This is a genomic window from Brevibacillus soli (assembly GCF_044759095.2).
Classification (GTDB): domain Bacteria; phylum Bacillota; class Bacilli; order Brevibacillales; family Brevibacillaceae; genus JBIYSM02.
In genome coordinates, this window is the sequence record NZ_JBIYSM020000002.1 from 1 (window position 1) to 17,129 (window position 17,129).

A 17,129-nucleotide genomic window follows, 5' to 3' on the forward strand; every position below is an offset into this window, starting at 1 on the left:
TTCGGAATCTGGGCTCATAACCTCAGAAGAGCAGCCCAAATGGCCAAATAAGCAACGATTAACGGATACAGTTACACGGTAGCCCCCTGAGATTCACCACAATGAGATGCTTCTGCCAAAAAACGATTTTTTCAGGAGTAACTAGCTAGCGCTGCGCCGGGCGGGGCCCCGAACCCTTTCCTAGTGGCTGTATTGAATGTCCAATTTTATTCATTCTCATACACCAAAAAAGCGCCCCAAGCAATCAGGGCGCTATGGAGAGAACATCAGGAGGAACTATGAATACCAATCGAAAGGGGTCATTTCAGGATCTGAATGCCCTTTTTGTCTTTGGCGCATGTTCTGTCTTGCTGATTCACATCCTCGGCTTTTTCATCGAGGCTCAGGCAGAATATCCCTGGAATGACGACATTGAGGCTCTTGGCATTATCTTGTTCAGGTTTGGTCGTTCCCTTTTTATTTTTGCTACAGGCATGCTGCTGTTTTACTGGTACAAGCACAAGGACATGGACTGGGCAGCCTTCTGGCGAAAACGCTGGAAGGTCATCGTTCTGCCTTATGTGATCTGGACCGCCATCTATACGGTTTGCAAACTGCAGTCTCTGGACCCGACCGTCCTGGTTCCGCAGTTTTTGGACAGCCTGCTGACAGGCAGTTCGTTCTATCATCTCTATTACATTCCGCTGTACCTGCAATTGAATCTGCTGTTTCTCCTGTGCAAGCGGCTGTTTGAGCGGTATCTAACCTTCCCGCTCCTCACTTTTCTGTTCTTTTTGCAGATCGGTGTGTACCTTGTCTATCACTATCTGTTTGTCGATCCGCTCGTCTTTGGGATCGACTGGACGTCTCATCCGCTTCTGGAATTGGCTCAACACAGCTACATTTATGGGCAAAATTACGCCTATATGTATCTGTTTCATTTTTCTCTCGGCGCTTACGCCGGTCTGTACGTGGAAAACTGGCGGACATGGGTGAATCGTTTGCGGGTGCCGTTTTCCCTTTTGACAACGATTTTTGCCGTGTGGATTGCCGCACGATACCTAAGCGGCGATGCAACGTATGAGGACAGCCTGAACATCTTTCATCCGCTATACTTCGTCTATACTACGAGCTTCCTGGCAGCGTTCTACCCGGTGTCCTCGTTTCTCGGCAACATCCCCGTACTGAGCGGCTGGCTCTCGAAGCTGGCGAAACACAATATGGCGATCTATCTGGTTCACCCGTTCATCCTGTTTTTACTGGAAAGTCATGTCATTTTTCGATTGAACTGGTCGACGCCCGTTTTGATTGCAGTCATGTTTGTGATCACACCGCCGCTTTGTATTTTTCTGTACGAACACACCTTCCTCTCCTACTGGACACGGGGTGGACGCCCGAAACCGCAGAAGCGCCGTAATCTGGTCATAAAGACACACAGTGCCTAACGCTATTTTTCAAAACGCATCGTTTCCTCGCTGTACCGGAGCAGTTCGTATGAGCTTCTTTCCATCAGTGTCACTCCGGTAGCATCCAGCGTGCGCTCCAGTCGAAAATAGACCATTTGGTTGTTGCTCAAATCAAACTGTACGTTTCCATCGACGAGGTCAACCGTCTCTTGTGCCCTATGGCTGTGGGCCACGCCGCTCCACGCTTCGGCGTAGCCCTGAGGCGTCCAATGGATGACGTACAGTTTGTTGTCTTGTATGCCGGTTCCGCCGAATCCGCTGGTCAGCACCAGAAATTCACCCTTGCCGATCACCTGCAGGCCGTAAACCGGCTCCATTTTTGTATAGACAGGCTGGTACGCACCGTTTTGTTTCGCGTACAATACAAATACTCCGTTGAGACGATCCAACGAAATGTACGCGGCAATCTCCGGCTCCGGGTTGGTCTCCGGCGTTTTTGGCGCCATGTTTATCTGAACGGCGGTGATCAACTCTTTCCTGACCATCGATCTGGCGGGTTCGGGAAAACGTTCACGCAAATCATCTGCCAACCAGTCCGGCACAATCAGCTTACCGAAATCATCATCCGATTCTTCCCTCGCGTACGCCTCTGTCAACGGTTCCACTTGCTGCCAAAAAAGCGATCCCATCCCTGCTGCAAATAGAACCAGGATAAAGAGAAAACTCCACGTCTGTTTTAGCATGGCGTATCATCTCCAAAAAAAGGAATTTCCATCTTGCTTTAAGACGTTTGAAACAGTCTAAAGGTTACGCCTTCTTTCCTGCAATCTCCTAATGTATTTGCACAGGGATTTCCTGCATACTAGTCCTAGGAACGATGGGTTCCACACCTCGATACTTTGCCTAGCGACAAGCTAGGCATTTTTCTCGTACGGCTACCGATCTCACTCTACATACGGTATCATAGAAGGGTACGCTTCAAACAGAATCGATTTGAGTGGAAAGGTGGTGGACTTTGTTTGAATCAGGATGCGCGGTTTCTCAACACAAAAATCAAAGACCTGGTCATTGCCTCAACCAAAGTCGCTCACGTGCAATTGGGCAATTCGCTGGAACACGCTCTGCTTGTTCTGATCAAATCCGGCTATTCCGCCATTCCGGTACTGGACAGCTCGTACCGGCTGCACGGTCAAATCAGCACAACCATGATTTTGGAAAAGATTTTGGGAATGGAACGCTTCGAGTATGAAAACTTGCACCAGCATACGGTCGACCATGTGATGAACACCAATATCCCCCGAATGAAGGAGTCCGACGATTTTTTGAAAGCGCTCGAGCTCTCGATCAACCACCCATTTGTCTGCATCGAGGACGATCAGGGGATTTTCCAGGGGATCCTGACACGAAAAGCAATACTGGCTTTGGTGTACCGCCACTTCCGCCAGCTGACCTAAAGAAAAATCACCTGATCCCTCAGGTGATTTTTTGTTCCATCAAGCTCTTTGCATACTCCATCGGATGGCGGTACGTTCGCTCGAACATGTTGATTTCGCCTGCTTTGTAAAATGAATAACGTTGATCCCTCACGTTTACCTCGATCAGATAGGGATTCCCCTGCAGATCCACGCCCATATCCATCCCCAGATCGGCAAGGGATGGAAAGTGACTCCCGTACTGTTTGGCGATGGCAATTGCTGCCTGACTGATTTCATCCAGGACTCGCTGGTGCTCCTCCTGAGAAAACGACGGAGCAAGCGCCTGCGCGATTGGAACGGCACTCCCGCCGCGAGAAAGATTACTCAGCTTGTTCTTCTGGTTTGCCACTTTTGCCACCATGCCGGATACGGTCCACTGTCGCTCCGCGTTCTTCTGAACCGACACGCGAATGTCGAACGTCCTGCCTTCATACAGAGCCAACGGCACTCCTTGCTGGATGAGAAACCTTCTCTTTCCCACCCAGCGGGCGATTTCTCCGATTAGATCCCGCTTTGTCAATAAATGCCGATGCTTGGATGCGACAGAGAGGAATCGGTCACCCTGCCGCTCGATTCGGACGACACCGATCCCCACAGAGCCTATGGAAGGCTTTACATAGACGATGCGGTATCGGTCCAAAAATTGCAGAAGATTTGCACGCGTGTACGGAACGGTGTGAGGCAGGTATCTCCGTATCTCCGGATTTTTCCACAACATGTGATGCACTCTGCCTTTGTCCCTCACAACCAGACCATTGAACACCTTTCGTGTCCGGCTCAGAAACTGGATTACTCTTCTGCTTGCCGCGTCTCCCGTCAGCACCCGGTTGTGAATCACGCGGGGGAGCCGTGTCACGCGAGGCGTTAGCCCTTTTCCGTTCCAAAAGTATCCTTTTACAGTTTGGGCCTGCACATTGACGTGCCGCGGGTGAAAAAAGACGGGTTCCAGCCCCAGTTGGCTGCCTATCTCCACATAATAAGGCAAGTGTTCATACGTTTTGTTGCCCTGAATGGCACTTTCCATAATGGACCAGTCTAACATGATGCCAACTCTGTTCACGTATATCCCCCATCTGGCTGGCGCATCTGCGCCGGTTTTCTCCCATGCAAGCCAGTTCCGTCACGCGGAGGATGCTTGCAACAAATTCTCTTGTTAGGGTATGAGGGATCAGCAGGAAGAGCGTGCCTATTTTTGGATGGGTCCCCAAAAAAGCGCCGTTCCAGCTAGGAACGGCGCTCAACGGCCAACAGAAACGGTGCCTGGTTTTGTTGATTCAAATACTGATACTTCAGCACGAGGTACTCGGATTGATTCAACTGCCGACAATACTGTTCCACGGCATCCTTTTCCACCTGACCGGCAGGATGTCCCCAGTAGATCATGATGGTCATGATGCCTCCCGGGCGCAGCAGTGACAAACCTGCCTCAATGGCTCGCAGGGTACTCTCCGCTTGGGTGGTAATGTCCTTGTTGCCGCCGGGGAGATACCCGAGATTGAACATGATCGCCCCTACCGGCTCCGAAAGTTTGCTCATTTCCTCGTGGCTCGCCAGGAAGATTCTTACCCTCTCCAGCACGCCTTCCCGCTCCAATCGTTCTTTCGTTCGCTCAATTGCCTGAGGCTGGATGTCATACGCTGTGACGGTTCCCTCCCGTCCTACCAGTTGGGCCAAAAACAGGGTATCGTTACCGTTACCCATCGTCGCATCAATTGCGCGATCTCCCGCTGTCACCCTTTCGGCAATCAGCCGTCTTGCTACTTCCAGTACATTGGGAAACAACGCTCTTCCTCCTTTTCTGTCAGGAAAGTTCCAGTTGCAGACCGATCTCGGCGGCGTAGCAACGACCACAGGTATATGCGGCGGCTTCCGCCAGTACTTCATCGGATCGGTATGTATGATACAGATGCGTCACCATCAGAGAGCGACACTGCAATTTCTCTGCCACTTCCGCAGCTTGCCGCACGCTGAGGTGGCCATTAGGCTGGCTGGGCTTGTTTCGATCGAGATAGGTGCCCTCGCAGATAAACAAGTCCGCCCTTACGGCAAAGTCTTCCCACGCCGTATTTGGACCACTGTCTGCGCCGTATACCAAGGTTTTGCCATCCGCTTCGATCTTGACAGCGAAACAAGGTACGGCATGATCCGTCCGTAAAAAAGTAAGGATTGCGTCGCCCAGCCGAAGGGAGGTATTTTCGTCGATCGGATGAAAGCTGGTTGCCTGCCGGTAGCTCATGTTGCCTTCCGACACCTCTGGATCCCTCGGCCCGTAAATGGGTAGCGGTTGATCCTGCGGACGATCTCCGAACAACTGATGCACCATCATGCCGTACTGCAGCACACCTGTATCGGCGATATGATCGTGATGGTAATGGGACAGGATTACGGCATCCAGCTGATAAAGCGGACGGTATTTTCCCAGTTGGCTAATCACACCGCTGCCGCAATCCAACAGCAGGGAAAGGTTTTTCGTCTCGACCAGGTAACCGGGCGTCGCTCCACCCGGTCCCGGATACGGGGACTGGCAACCCAATACAGTTACGCGCATAAATGAACCGCTCCTTCACATAGGATGGATTAAGGTGGGACAGGAGGTTTGACATGCAAACGACATGGAAACCAATTTTGCAAATTGCCTTTACGTATATAGGAACTGTCGTGGGTGCCGGTTTTGCTTCCGGGAAAGAAATCGTGGAATTCTTCGTCCAGTACGGAACAAGGGGATTGCTGGGAATTCTTTTGGCTGCTTTTCTCTTTATCTGGGCAGGGGTACGTGTCATGATTATCGCCTACCGGATCCGGGCGGAATCCTACCAGGATATCAGCACCTACCTGTTCGGAAAAACCGTGGGTACCGTTTTTAACATGGTGCTTCTCACTGTTTTGTTCGGGACGACCTCCGTCATGTTGGCGGCCACGGGAGCCATTTTTATGGAGTCGTTTCACCTGTCACCGCAAATTGGCATCTGGTTAAGCATGATGGCGATCTTCGTGGTAGCCAAACGCGGACTCTTGGGCATTCACTCCGTCAATGGCCTGTTTGTTCCAATGTTGATCTTGTTTACCTTTCTCGTCTTTCTCTATACGCAGTCGTGGGAGACCGGCGAGGTTGTCGTGGAAACCGTACGCCCTTGGGTATGGTTGAGTTCACCTCTTTATTATGTTGCCTTAAACGTCTCTCTTACGCAAGCTGTTCTGGTTCCCATCGGCAGACAAAGTCGCAGCGAACGGCCCTTGATCTGGGGCGGATTGCTGGGAGGGGCCGGGATTGGTTTGCTCCTCTTCCTTGCGTACTGTTCCCTGTCAACGCGCATGCCGGAAATACTGGAAGCGGAAATGCCGATGATCTCCCTGCTGCACGGTTTGGGAATAGGCATTCCCACGCTGTTTGCCTTGCTCGTCTACGGAGAAATCTTTTCCACCCTGGTAGCAAATGTATTCGGATTGGCGGAACAGTTGAAACAGCTCACGCGCTTTCGCCCTCCCGTTATCCTCTGCGGCATTTTATCCGTTTGTTATCTGATCAGCTTCGTCGGCTTCGGCTCCCTTCTTCGCCTGTTGTATCCGCTGTTCGGGCAGTTTGTCGTATTGTTCCTGTTCATGCTCCTGTACCGTCAGTTGCGAAACCGTACAGTTTAAACCCACCCGGCAATCGCTACCGCTTCGCCTGGTGGGGGACGCACCGATTATAGAAAGAGAAACCTCCCCCGAACGGGAGAGGTTTCTTTTTACCCAACGTCTTATGCGAATTCTGCAACGAGCTTCGCGAAGTCTTCTTCGCTGAGACGAATGTCTTGGCCAGCCAGACCTTCTTCCTTGAAGCCGGGTACCATTTGCTCATAAGATTTTTGTTCGGTGTTTTGATAGATGAGACCCGTAATCAAGCCTTTGTACTGCATGGAGAAAGACATTGCCTTGATGCGGTCGTGCGGATCGTAGCCTTCGATGCTGTCAACCGGCACGATATTTTCCTTGAACCAGTCGTAGGTGTTTACCTTGTTGTAGGTCACACACGGGCTGAATACGTTGATCAGGGAGAAGCCTTTGTGCTTGATCCCCATTTCGATCAGCTCGGTCAGACCTTTCAGGTCGCTGGAGAAGGACTGCGCCACGAATGTTGCGCCCACGGACAGAGCCAGCTCAACCGGAGACAGAGCGGACTCAATGGAACCAGCCGGTGTAGACTTGGTTACGAAACCGGTCGCCGAACGCGGAGAGGTTTGACCTTTGGTCAGACCATAGATTTGGTTGTCCATCACGATGTAGGTGATGTCCATGTTGCGACGGATCGCATGGACGGTATGCCCCATCCCGATCGCGAAACCATCGCCGTCGCCGCCGGATGCGATCACCGTCAATTCACGGTTGGCCATTTTCAGCCCCTGCGCGATCGGCAGTGCACGGCCGTGAATACCGTGGAAGCCGTAGCAGTTTACATATCCGGAGATACGACCGGAACAACCGATACCGGAAACGATTGCCAATTGTTCAGGTTCGAGGCCGACGTTAGCAGCTGCGCGTTGAATCGCCGCCTGTACGGAGAAGTCACCACAGCCTGGACACCAGTTTGGCTTTACATTATTGCGAAACTCTTTCATAGTCGCCATGCTTAATCAGCCCCTTCACTTCTGTATAAATTTCTTTCGGCAAGAACGGGTTACCGTCATATTTCAGCACAGAGGAAATCTTCTCTGCATGACCTACATGCAGCTTGATGAGATCCTTGATTTGTCCGGTCGCGTTGTTTTCCACTACGACAACATGCTTTGCCTTTTCCACATACGGCTTGAGAACTTCAGCCGGGAATGGATGGATCAGACGAATTTGAGCATGATTTACTTTAACGCCCTCATTCTCAAGGCGTTGTTTTGCTTCCTGGATGGTGCCGCCAGTGGAGTTGATACCCACGATCAGCACGTCCGGTTCGTTATGCGCAGCGTCGAACAGGACAGGGTTTTTGAAGTTTTTCAGTACGCCTTCCATCTTCTTCAGACGCTTATCCATTTGCTGCTTACGGTTCAGGGCGTTTTCGGACGGACGACCGGTTTGATCGTGTTCAACACCTGTTACATGGTGCAGACCGTACTTTTGACCTGGAATGACGCGCGGGGATACGCCGTCTTCTGTCAGTTCGTAACGCTTGAACAAGTCGTTTTGCTCTTTCTCCGGCAATTCTTGACCGGCGAGCAGTTTGCCGCGGCGGATTTCCACCTTGCTGTAGTCAAACGGAGTTACGGTTTGCTTATTCAGAGAAAGAGTCAGGTCCGTCAAAACAATGACTGGCAGTTGGTACTCTTCCGCGATGTTAAACGCTTCCACTGTGTCATAGAAGCACTCTTCCACTGTGCTAGGGGCGATGACAACTTTCGGGATTTCCCCGTGAGTGCCATAGATCATTGCATTTACGTCGGATTGCTCCTGTTTGGTCGGCAGACCGGTGGATGGACCGCCACGCTGAGTATCCACAATCACTACAGGGGTTTCAGTCATACCGGCAAGGCCGATCGCTTCCATCATCAGGGAAAGACCAGGACCTGCGGACGCAGTCAGAGCACGAACACCGCCGTAATTGGCGCCGATCGCCATAGTGATCGCAGCGATCTCGTCTTCCGTCTGAATAACGGTACCGCCGAACTTCGGCAGCTTTTTAATCAGGTATTCCATGATTTCAGATGCTGGCGTAATCGGATACGCCGGCATGAAACGGCAACCTGCCGCAACCGCACCCAACGCGATCGCGTCGTTTCCGATCATGAACAGTTGCTTCTGGCCTTCTGCTTTTTCCAGCTGGAACTCTGGGAGTTGTCCACCTGTTTGTTCATTTACAAAATCAAATCCGCGGCGAATGGCTTCCATGTTCTTTTCGACCACTTTTTCGCCTTTGCGGAGGAACATATCTTCAACAATGTTTCGATAACTTTCTACGGAAATTCCGAGAATGGCACTGGAGGCGCCGATGGAAACCATGTTTTTCATCAGGGATGTACCCAGCTCTTCCGCAATTTCGGTCAGGGGTACAGCAAACAGGCGAACCGGCTGCAGGCCTTCCGGAAGCTTCGGATTGAACTTCGCATCTGCAATAATGACGCCGCCTTCGCGCAGTTCGTGAGCGTTTACGTCAATGGTCTCCTGGTCAAACGCGACGAGAATATCAAGTACATCGGAAATCGCGCGCATTGGTTTCGTGCTAACGCGAATTTTATTGTTGGTGTGTCCACCTTTGATTCGGGAGGAGAAATGACGATAGCTGTACAGATGATAACCCATCCGGTTCATGGCCATCGAGAAGATTTCGCCGGTACTTTCGATACCCTCCCCTTGCTGTCCTCCAACTTTCCAAGAAAGTTGATTAATCATTACGAATTCCACCCCTTCAGTGACTGTGAGAAAAGCTGTCCCCACCTTACCCGACAGGGTTCGATGAGATGTGACAAAATTGTGCATGAGACTGTACCAATTGTAGTCCTAGCTATGCAAAATTGCAAGTGCTTTTACTGAAATTAGTTTTGATCTCGATTAAACGTTGAACTTGGTACATTAATGTTCTTGCTTTTATTGTAGCACGTTTTGAAAAACGCGCAACCAGTTTTCATGCATAAATTTCTTCACTTCCGCCTCTTTGTAATGCTTCAGAAGTGCCTCTGCCAGCACCGAATAGTCGCCTGCCCGTGTGAGATCTCCAAACGTCTCGGTAATGCCGTCAAAGTCGGAGCCAAAGCCTACATGATCCACCCCGCCCAGGGAACAAACGTGATCGAGGTGTCGCAGCAGGTCGTCAATCCATACCTTCCGCTTCTCACTGGTAACGAAAAAGTCGACGAACGTCAACCCCATCACGCCTCCTTTGGCAAACAGGGCTTTCATCTGCTCGTCCGTCAGGTTGCGCGGATGATCACACAGCCGCTTCACGTTGGAGTGCGAAGCGATGACCGGAGCGGCAGACAACTCCAGCGTATCCCAAAAACCGGGTTCCGCGATGTGCGAGACATCAATGATCATACCCAATCGATTCATTTCTTCGACTACTTTTCGTCCAAACAGGGACAGGCCGCTCGGGTTGGGTTCATGGCATCCGTCTGCCACGGCATTACGGTGGTTCCATGTTAGTGTCATCCCCCTGACACCGAGACGATGCCAGGTGCGAAGCTGAACGAGGCTTTCTTCGAGAGCGTGCGCGCCTTCTACAAACAGAATAGCCCCTTTCCGATTCTTTAATACGCATTGTTCCAAATCGTTTCGGGACTGAATCGGGAGCAGTTTTTCACCCGCCACCTTTTCATAGAAGAGATCGAGCATCTCTAGCACGGCATGGTAGCGCCGTCCGAATGGTATGGTGGATGGAACGTAGCAAGCCAGCACCTGTATGGAGACATTCCCCTTCTCCATTTCGGGAAAACTGACCTGGAGCCGTTCATTTTCCCGGTAAAAATCGAGGTCGCGCTCCTCCCATAATTTAGACAGTGCATCGCAGTGCGCATCAAATACTCTGATCATCTCACTCATCCTTTTTTCCTTTAATCTGGCTGTACAAGCCATTTTGCACACGAAAAAAACCTGTTCATTCTACGAACAAACAGGCAGGTCAAGCAGTCTTCGAGAAGCACGCTTATCTCGGTTCCACAATCAATTTTATCGCTGTCCGCTCTTCTCCATCAATCACGATATCGGTAAAGGCTGGAATGCAGATGAGGTCAACTCCACTAGGCGCTACGAACCCTCGTGCGATCGCTACGGCCTTCACAGCTTGGTTAAGTGCCCCAGCGCCAATGGCTTGAATTTCGGCGGCACCGCGTTCGCGAAGTACGCCTGCAAGGGCACCAGCAACGGAGTTGGGGTTAGACTTTGCTGAAACTTTTAATACTTCCATCCTTTTGAACCTCCCGTCTGATAGGATTACTGTTATCATTAGAATGATATTCGCATAACCCCTAAAAATTCCTGCATTCACACAGGAAAGATTCGAAAAATTCAAATCTCATTCATATTATTCCATAAACGGGTGGTTGGCGTCAATTCTGATTCTCTCCAGCTTCCTTGTCTGACCTGTATTCTTATCCAGCGTAATCAGGACAGCGTTTAACTGGGCAGGACCTGTCGCCACTTCAAAGCGGACGGGCAGCTGGGTCAAAAACTTCTTGATGACCGCTTCCCTTTCCATCCCGAGAATGCCGTCCATCGGTCCGCACATGCCGACATCGCTTAAATAGCCGGTCCCTTGCGCCAGCAATCGTTCGTCTCCTGTTTGGACGTGCGTGTGCGTCCCCACCAGTGCGCTGATCCGACCATCGAGGTACCACGCCAGAGCTTGCTTCTCCGAGGTCGCCTCGGCATGAAAGTCCACAAAGATCAGTTTTGTTCGCTTTCGCGCCTGTTCTACCAAGCGGTCAGCCACGTTGAACGGGCAGTCAAGCGGCGGCAAAAAGGCGCGGCCCTGCAGATTGATCACAGCCAGTTCCCCTTCCGGCTGTTTGATGTATGTAATGCCCTTCCCTGGCGCCCCTTCGGGAAAGTTGGCGGGACGGATCAGGCGCGGTTCACTGTCGATATAATCAAAGATTTCTTTATTGTCCCAGGCGTGATTGCCCAATGTGATGGCATGGACGCCCGCATCGAACAGCTCTTTGGCAATCTTTTCTGTGATCCCTCGGCCGTGCGCGGAATTTTCCCCGTTTGCGACGATAAATGCAGGTTGAAATTTTCGCTTCAGAAGCGGAAGGTATTCCTTTACGATCTCGCGGCCCGGCGCCCCCATGATGTCTCCGATAAACAACAGCTTCATTGCAGAATCACCCCACTCCTAGTATACCTAAAATACCCACCCGGCGATAGCTAACGCTGTGCCGGGCGGGGCCCCGAACTCTTACCAAGGGGCTGTATCTGATGATTAGTCAAAAAAGAAAGTGGCGCTTGCGCCACTTTACTTTGCGTACTCGACCGCCCGCGTTTCGCGGATGACGGTGACTTTGATATGTCCCGGATAGTCAAGTTCGTTTTCAATTCGCTTGGTAATTTCCCTTGCCAGACGAACCGCTTCCGCATCGTCAATTTTTTCAGGCTGAACCATGACGCGAATCTCGCGGCCTGCCTGAATCGCGTACGATTTTTCAACTCCATCAAACGCCTCTGAAATCTCTTCCAGCTTTTCCAAACGCTTGATATAGGTTTCCAGCGTTTCACGGCGAGCCCCCGGACGCGCTGCAGACAATGCATCTGCGGCCCCAACCAGCATGGCGATCACGGAGGTTGGCTCCGTATCCCCGTGGTGGGAAGCAATACTGTTGATCACAACAGGGTGCTCATTGTACTTCTTCGCTAATTCCACACCGATTTCCACGTGGGAACCTTCCACTTCGTGGTCAATGGCCTTACCGATGTCGTGGAGAAGACCGGCCCGTTTCGCCAGTTTCACGTCTTCCTTCATCTCAGCCGCCATCAGGCCGGCGAGATGAGCTACTTCCATCGAGTGTTTCAGCACGTTTTGACCGTAGCTGGTTCGATAGCGCAATCGGCCCAAAATTTTGATCAAATCAGGATGCAGCCCATGAACGTCCGTTTCGAACGTAGCTTGTTCACCGTATTCACGGATGCGCTCATCCACTTCGCGACGAGCCTTGTCCACCATCTCCTCGATGCGGGCCGGATGGATCCGGCCATCGGCAACGAGCTTGTCCAAGGCGGTTTTCGCAATTTCACGGCGAATCGGATCGAAGCCGGAAAGAATCACCGCTTCCGGCGTGTCGTCGATAATCAGGTCAATACCGGTCAATGTCTCCAGTGCGCGAATATTGCGCCCTTCTCGACCGATAATCCGCCCCTTCATCTCGTCGTTTGGCAGCGTCACAACCGAGACGGTCGTTTCGGCAACATGATCAGCAGCGCAGCGTTGGATCGCCGTCGTGATGATTTCACGGGCGCGCTTGTCTGCTTCCTCTTTTGCCTGCGTTTCAATCTCCTTGATCATGACCGCCATCTCGTGGCGAACGGTATTCTCGACGTTGGTCAGAATGATGTTCTTCGCTTCCTCCTGGGTCAAACCGGAAATGCGTTCCAATTCTGCCACTTGCGCTTTATATAATTGCTCTGCCTTGCTTTGGAGTTCCGCAACGTTCTTGTCACGCTCGACAAGTTCTTCTTCCCTGCGCTCCAGCTGCTCCAGCTTGCGATCGAGCGACTCCTCCTTTTGCAGCAGACGACGCTCCTGGCGCTGAATTTCGTTGCGGCGTTCGCGCAGCTCATTTTCCGCTTCAGATCGAAGCTTGAACACCTCGTCCTTCGCTTCCAGCACCTTTTCCTTCTTCACTGCTTCGGCATCCCGTTTCGCTTCCTCCACGATCTGCTTGGCGGCTTCCTCCGCACTGGAGATTTTCGCTTCCGCAATGGATTTGCGAATCAGGTAGCCGATGCCGAATCCGACTCCGAGCATGGCGAGCAACAAAATAATCACGATTGGATGTAACAAAATGGCACTCATCGTATTTTCTTTTCACCTCCTTATTGTGAGACATCTCCCCGCTTTCCAAGCATTCATTTTCCATGGTTGTCACATTTGCATGTTCATGATGCAGCCTATACAAAGGAACCTAAAAAACAAGACCGATGCTACTCGGTCCGCTGAATCCGTACAAAGCGCTACGGATGTTCAGTTTTTCCATTGCATACAAGCGAAAGAATTAGCGAAAAGGCATGAAACACCAAGTAAATACACACCTATTTTATTATTTGTGAACAAGAATTGTCAAGAACATGCAAAAAGCATTGTCAGCCGAGTCCGCCTTCCCGCCATTCCCGGCGCAGTCCCTGGATGATCGAGGAGGAAAATCCCTTTCGCATCAGCATCGCCATCAGCTTGCGTTCCGTCTCAGAATCCGGCGGACCGTCGCTGTTTCGGAATCGTTTTGCGACCAATTTCCGGGCTGCTTCCAGTTCCTGTTCCCGGCTGATGGAACCGACAGCCTCATCAACAATCTCCCCGGCTACTCCAAGCTGCTTCAGTTCCATGCGCAGCACATAGGAGCTTCGCGGTTTTAATCGCAACCGTTCCTGTACCCATTGCTTGGAAAAGGCTTCGTCATTGATGTATCCCTGCTGCTTGCAGCGCTCGCAGATGTCTTGGGCCAGTTCCGGAGAAAAGCCTTTTTCCTGAAGGTATTTGATCGCCTGCTGAGCGGTGCGGGGCCGGATTCCAAGATAGCGTAGCGCCAGAAGATACGCTTTGTGTGCTTCTTCGGCCAACAGGATCTCTCGGCAAAACGCTTCGTCCAGTTCCGCTCCCTTCAAAAGGTTGTATTTCACCAGAATGTCTTCGTGGACGGAAAAGGCAAACTCGTCATCCACGTAAAGGTGGTAGCGGTGCTTGTTTTTCGTATCCTGATGAACTGCGCTAATCCGCCCGCTTTTCATCTGCATGTGCTCCTTTCCGTCGAAGAGAATGAGGAAAGCCTGTCATGGAGACAGGCTGCATAGCTTCCCTATTAGTCTAAATCAAACGCCGGCTCTTCGTCCTGCTCCGGATCGTGTACTGGTTCTGCGGAAGGGATCGAGTTCGGGTTGAGGCTGAAATACTCGCGCACTTTGGCTTCGATCTGGCTCGCAATAGCCGGGTTTTCTTTCAGGAAGATCTTCGCGTTTTCCCGTCCCTGACCCAGGCGATCGTCATTAAAGGAGTACCAGGCGCCGCTCTTTTGAACCACGTCGATCTCCGCACCGATATCGAGGATGCTGCCCTCTTTTGAAATGCCTTCACCGTACATGATGTCCACCTCTGCCGTCTTGAACGGAGGTGCCACCTTGTTTTTCACGACTTTGATCTTGGTTTTGCTGCCGACCACGTCGTTGCCCACCTTAATTGATTCTGCCTTGCGAACATCAAGTCGAACGCTGGCGTAGAATTTCAGAGCGCGGCCTCCCGGAGTGGTTTCCGGATTGCCGAACATGACTCCCACTTTCTCGCGCAGCTGGTTGATGAAGATGGCAATTGTCTTGGACTTGTTGATTGCACCGGAGAGCTTGCGCAGCGCCTGCGACATGAGCCGCGCCTGCAGACCGACGTGAGAATCGCCCATCTCGCCTTCAATCTCTGCCTTCGGAACGAGCGCAGCTACCGAGTCGACGACAATGATGTCCACCGCACCGGAACGAACCAGTGCTTCGGCAATTTCCAGCGCCTGTTCGCCAGTGTCCGGCTGGGAAAGCAGCAGTTCTTCAATGTTCACGCCAAGCTTTGCAGCATAGACGGGATCAAGCGCATGCTCCGCATCGATGAAAGCGGCTTGTCCGCCTTGCTTTTGCACTTCCGCGATGGCGTGCAAGGCAACGGTTGTTTTACCGGAAGACTCCGGTCCGTAAATCTCAACAATCCGTCCACGCGGGAAGCCGCCCACGCCGAGCGCGATGTCAAGCGCCAGCGCACCGCTGGAGACGGTGGAAACCTGTACGTTGGCCATATCTCCCAATTTCATGATAGAGCCTTTTCCAAATTGTTTTTCTATTTGACGCAATGCACTTTCCAAAGCAGCGCGACGATCTGACAAGAGATACACTCCCTTTCAACATTCGTAACTTCTTGTTTTCATCATACATCGAGACAGAAGGATTTGCCAAGCTTTTTTTGCGAACAAATATTCGCATCAAAGAAAACACCACCACATCCCGGCGGGGGACTGGTGGTGGTGAGGCTCATTACGAACGTTTGCCGCGCGGCTTCGCCGGCTCCAGGTTGATCCGCTTGCCGTTGATGCGGGTCTGGCGCAGCGATTCGTACACAAACGGAGCCACTTCCTCCGGCACTTCGACGAACGTGAAGTTCTCGAAAATATCGATGCGGCCGACCGCTTTCCCGGGGATGCCAACCGATTCCGAGATTTCCCGAACCAGGTCCTGCGGCTTCACGTTGGCGTTCCGACCTACGTTCAGGAAAAAGCGTACCATGCCCTTCGCGGCACCTGTTTCGCCGAAGTTGTACGCCTCCGTTTCCTCCGTATCGCCGATCTCGCTGTGGAAGGAGAGGTGCAGGGCGGCAGCCGCCACTTTCTCTGCCGGATATTGGTCCATCAGCGATTCAGCCACTTTGACGTACATGTCGGCGATCCCGTCGCTGTCCAAGAGCGCAACAAGCTGTTCGCGAAGCTGTTCCTGCTTGCGTTCTGCCACTTCTTCAAGCGATGGGACATTGCGGGAAATGATTTCCGCCCGGGTCTGCTTTTGAATGAACATCATTTGCCGCATCTCGCGCGGTGTTACCAGTGTCATCGCGATTCCCTTGCGCCCGGCTCGACCGGTGCGACCGATGCGGTGAACGTAGCTTTCTGAATCCTGCGGAATGTCGTAGTTGATCACGTGTGACACGTTGCCTACGTCAATACCGCGTGCAGCCACGTCTGTGGCAATGAGAAGCTCGATAGTACCTTCGCGGAATGCGTTCATCACCTTGTCGCGCTGTGCCTGGGAGAGGTCGCCATGCAGTCCGTCGGCCAGGTAACCGCGGGCTTGCAGCACTTCGGTCAACTCGTCAACCCCGCGCTTGGTACGGCAAAAAATAATGCCCAACTCCACGTCTTCGCTGTCGAGAATACGGCAGAGACTCTCCACTTTGTTTCGCTCGAACACCTTGTAATACACTTGTTCAATCAGCGGAGCAGTCACTTCCTCACGACTGACTGCGATTGTCTCCGGCTGTTTCATGTAGCGGTGTGCCAAACGCTTGATTTCCGGAGGCATGGTGGCCGAGAACAGCAGGGTTTGCCGCTCTTCCGGCAGATGGTTGATAATCGTTTCGATATCGTCAATAAAGCCCATGTCGAGCATTTCGTCCGCTTCGTCGAGCACCAGCGTGTGCACGTGATCCAGTTTCAGCGTCTTCCGGCGCAAGTGGTCCAGCACGCGGCCCGGTGTTCCTACCACCACCTGTACTCCTTGCTTGAGCGCACGGATCTGGTGGCCGATTGACTGGCCGCCGTAGATGGGAATGGTGCGGATTTTTTTGTACTTCGCGATACGCAGCAATTCGCCCGCCACCTGAATGGCCAGTTCGCGGGTCGGGGTCAGCACGATCGCCTGAACGCGATTGACCGGGGTGATTTTTTCAATCAACGGAATACCGAAAGCAGCCGTCTTACCCGTACCGGTTTGAGCTTGCCCGATCAGATCCCCGCCAGCAAGCACCTTTGGGATGCACGCCGCCTGAATGGGCGACGGCTCCTCAAAACCCATGTCATGAATCGCCTGCTGGATCAATTTATGTAAAGGAAAATCAGAAAACATCGTCATGTTT

The 17,129-nt window shown here is 52.0% G+C and carries 16 protein-coding genes; 3 read left to right on the forward strand and 13 right to left on the reverse strand.

Going from position 1 to position 17,129, the window contains the following annotated elements:
• Window positions 1–278 precede the first annotated feature (278 nt).
• Window positions 279–1,424, forward strand: a complete 1,146-nt coding sequence (locus ACE99V_RS00915) for an acyltransferase (RefSeq protein WP_400489079.1) — start codon at window positions 279–281, stop codon at window positions 1,422–1,424.
• 2 nt (window positions 1,425–1,426) lie between these two features.
• On the opposite strand, the gene ACE99V_RS00920 is transcribed toward ACE99V_RS00915, so the two are convergent.
• Window positions 1,427–2,128, reverse strand: coding sequence for a hypothetical protein (locus ACE99V_RS00920; protein ID WP_400489080.1), 702 nt, complete (start codon window positions 2,126–2,128; stop codon window positions 1,427–1,429).
• 276 nt (window positions 2,129–2,404) lie between these two features.
• On the opposite strand from ACE99V_RS00920, the gene cbpB reads away from it, so the two are divergent.
• The gene (gene cbpB / locus ACE99V_RS00925) at window positions 2,405–2,839 is read left to right on the forward strand and encodes a cyclic-di-AMP-binding protein CbpB (RefSeq protein WP_400489081.1); all 435 of its coding nucleotides are present in this window, start codon (window positions 2,405–2,407) and stop codon (window positions 2,837–2,839) included.
• A gap of 19 nt (window positions 2,840–2,858) precedes the next feature.
• Here cbpB and ACE99V_RS00930 read toward each other — a convergent pair whose 3' ends face one another.
• From ACE99V_RS00930 to ACE99V_RS00940, 3 genes are all read right to left on the reverse strand, one after another.
• Window positions 2,859–3,920 (reverse strand): YheC/YheD family endospore coat-associated protein, encoded by a 1,062-nt coding sequence (locus ACE99V_RS00930; protein WP_400489082.1) that lies wholly within the window; start codon window positions 3,918–3,920, stop codon window positions 2,859–2,861.
• A gap of 164 nt (window positions 3,921–4,084) precedes the next feature.
• Complete coding sequence (gene mnmM, locus ACE99V_RS00935) at window positions 4,085–4,642, reverse strand: tRNA 5-(aminomethyl)-2-thiouridylate-methyltransferase MnmM (protein ID WP_400489083.1); 558 nt, start codon at window positions 4,640–4,642, stop codon at window positions 4,085–4,087.
• Window positions 4,643–4,661: 19 nt separating this feature from the next.
• A complete protein-coding gene (locus tag ACE99V_RS00940; protein ID WP_400489084.1) occupies window positions 4,662–5,408 on the reverse strand; it encodes an MBL fold metallo-hydrolase in 747 nt (248 codons plus the stop codon).
• A 53-nt stretch (window positions 5,409–5,461) separates the two neighbouring features.
• Here ACE99V_RS00940 and ACE99V_RS00945 point away from each other — a divergent pair, with 53 nt between their 5' ends.
• Entirely contained in the window at window positions 5,462–6,499 is a 1,038-nt protein-coding gene (locus ACE99V_RS00945; protein WP_400489085.1) for a YkvI family membrane protein, read from the forward strand.
• A gap of 101 nt (window positions 6,500–6,600) precedes the next feature.
• Here the strand turns inward: ACE99V_RS00945 and ACE99V_RS00950 are convergent, their stop codons facing one another.
• The 9 genes from ACE99V_RS00950 to ACE99V_RS00990 all read right to left on the reverse strand — a co-directional run bounded on the left by ACE99V_RS00950 (window position 6,601) and on the right by ACE99V_RS00990 (window position 17,125).
• Complete coding sequence (locus tag ACE99V_RS00950) at window positions 6,601–7,467, reverse strand: 2-oxoacid:ferredoxin oxidoreductase subunit beta (protein WP_400489086.1); 867 nt, start codon at window positions 7,465–7,467, stop codon at window positions 6,601–6,603.
• On the reverse strand, window positions 7,439–9,217 hold the full coding sequence (locus ACE99V_RS00955) for a 2-oxoacid:acceptor oxidoreductase subunit alpha (RefSeq protein ID WP_400489087.1): 1,779 nt from the start codon (window positions 9,215–9,217) through the stop codon (window positions 7,439–7,441). Before ACE99V_RS00955 ends, ACE99V_RS00950 begins: the two co-directional genes overlap by 29 nt.
• Before the next feature lie 195 nt (window positions 9,218–9,412).
• On the reverse strand, window positions 9,413–10,396 hold the full coding sequence (locus tag ACE99V_RS00960; protein ID WP_491624834.1) for a dipeptidase: 984 nt from the start codon (window positions 10,394–10,396) through the stop codon (window positions 9,413–9,415).
• 70 nt (window positions 10,397–10,466) lie between these two features.
• Window positions 10,467–10,727, reverse strand: a complete 261-nt coding sequence (spoVS, locus tag ACE99V_RS00965; RefSeq protein ID WP_003385776.1) for a stage V sporulation protein SpoVS — start codon at window positions 10,725–10,727, stop codon at window positions 10,467–10,469.
• A 117-nt stretch (window positions 10,728–10,844) separates the two neighbouring features.
• Window positions 10,845–11,639, reverse strand: coding sequence for a TIGR00282 family metallophosphoesterase (locus ACE99V_RS00970; RefSeq protein WP_400489089.1), 795 nt, complete (start codon window positions 11,637–11,639; stop codon window positions 10,845–10,847).
• A gap of 138 nt (window positions 11,640–11,777) precedes the next feature.
• Complete coding sequence (rny, locus tag ACE99V_RS00975; protein ID WP_400489090.1) at window positions 11,778–13,331, reverse strand: ribonuclease Y; 1,554 nt, start codon at window positions 13,329–13,331, stop codon at window positions 11,778–11,780.
• 287 nt (window positions 13,332–13,618) lie between these two features.
• Entirely contained in the window at window positions 13,619–14,260 is a 642-nt protein-coding gene (locus tag ACE99V_RS00980) for a RecX family transcriptional regulator (RefSeq protein WP_400489091.1), read from the reverse strand.
• Window positions 14,261–14,331: 71 nt separating this feature from the next.
• A complete protein-coding gene (recA, locus tag ACE99V_RS00985) occupies window positions 14,332–15,390 on the reverse strand; it encodes a recombinase RecA (protein ID WP_400489092.1) in 1,059 nt (352 codons plus the stop codon).
• A 148-nt stretch (window positions 15,391–15,538) separates the two neighbouring features.
• The gene (locus ACE99V_RS00990; protein ID WP_400489093.1) at window positions 15,539–17,125 is read right to left on the reverse strand and encodes a DEAD/DEAH box helicase; all 1,587 of its coding nucleotides are present in this window, start codon (window positions 17,123–17,125) and stop codon (window positions 15,539–15,541) included.
• Between the last annotated feature and the right edge of the window lie 4 nt (window positions 17,126–17,129).

What these genes read in the sequence shown, in the direction of transcription:
- spoVS (WP_003385776.1), bottom strand. Translation starts at nt 10,727, where the DNA reads ATGGAAGTATTAAAAGTTTCAGCAAAGTCTAACCCCAACTCCGTTGCT.
- ACE99V_RS00980 (WP_400489091.1), bottom strand. Translation starts at nt 14,260, where the DNA reads ATGAAAAGCGGGCGGATTAGCGCAGTTCATCAGGATACGAAAAACAAG.
- ACE99V_RS00915 (WP_400489079.1), top strand. Translation starts at nt 279, where the DNA reads ATGAATACCAATCGAAAGGGGTCATTTCAGGATCTGAATGCCCTTTTT.
- ACE99V_RS00990 (WP_400489093.1), bottom strand. Translation starts at nt 17,125, where the DNA reads ATGACGATGTTTTCTGATTTTCCTTTACATAAATTGATCCAGCAGGCG.
- ACE99V_RS00920 (WP_400489080.1), bottom strand. Translation starts at nt 2,128, where the DNA reads ATGCTAAAACAGACGTGGAGTTTTCTCTTTATCCTGGTTCTATTTGCA.
- ACE99V_RS00950 (WP_400489086.1), bottom strand. Translation starts at nt 7,467, where the DNA reads ATGGCGACTATGAAAGAGTTTCGCAATAATGTAAAGCCAAACTGGTGT.
- ACE99V_RS00945 (WP_400489085.1), top strand. Translation starts at nt 5,462, where the DNA reads ATGCAAACGACATGGAAACCAATTTTGCAAATTGCCTTTACGTATATA.
- ACE99V_RS00940 (WP_400489084.1), bottom strand. Translation starts at nt 5,408, where the DNA reads ATGCGCGTAACTGTATTGGGTTGCCAGTCCCCGTATCCGGGACCGGGT.
- ACE99V_RS00970 (WP_400489089.1), bottom strand. Translation starts at nt 11,639, where the DNA reads ATGAAGCTGTTGTTTATCGGAGACATCATGGGGGCGCCGGGCCGCGAG.
- rny (WP_400489090.1), bottom strand. Translation starts at nt 13,331, where the DNA reads ATGAGTGCCATTTTGTTACATCCAATCGTGATTATTTTGTTGCTCGCC.
- ACE99V_RS00960 (WP_491624834.1), bottom strand. Translation starts at nt 10,396, where the DNA reads ATGGCTTGTACAGCCAGATTAAAGGAAAAAAGGATGAGTGAGATGATC.
- ACE99V_RS00955 (WP_400489087.1), bottom strand. Translation starts at nt 9,217, where the DNA reads ATGATTAATCAACTTTCTTGGAAAGTTGGAGGACAGCAAGGGGAGGGT.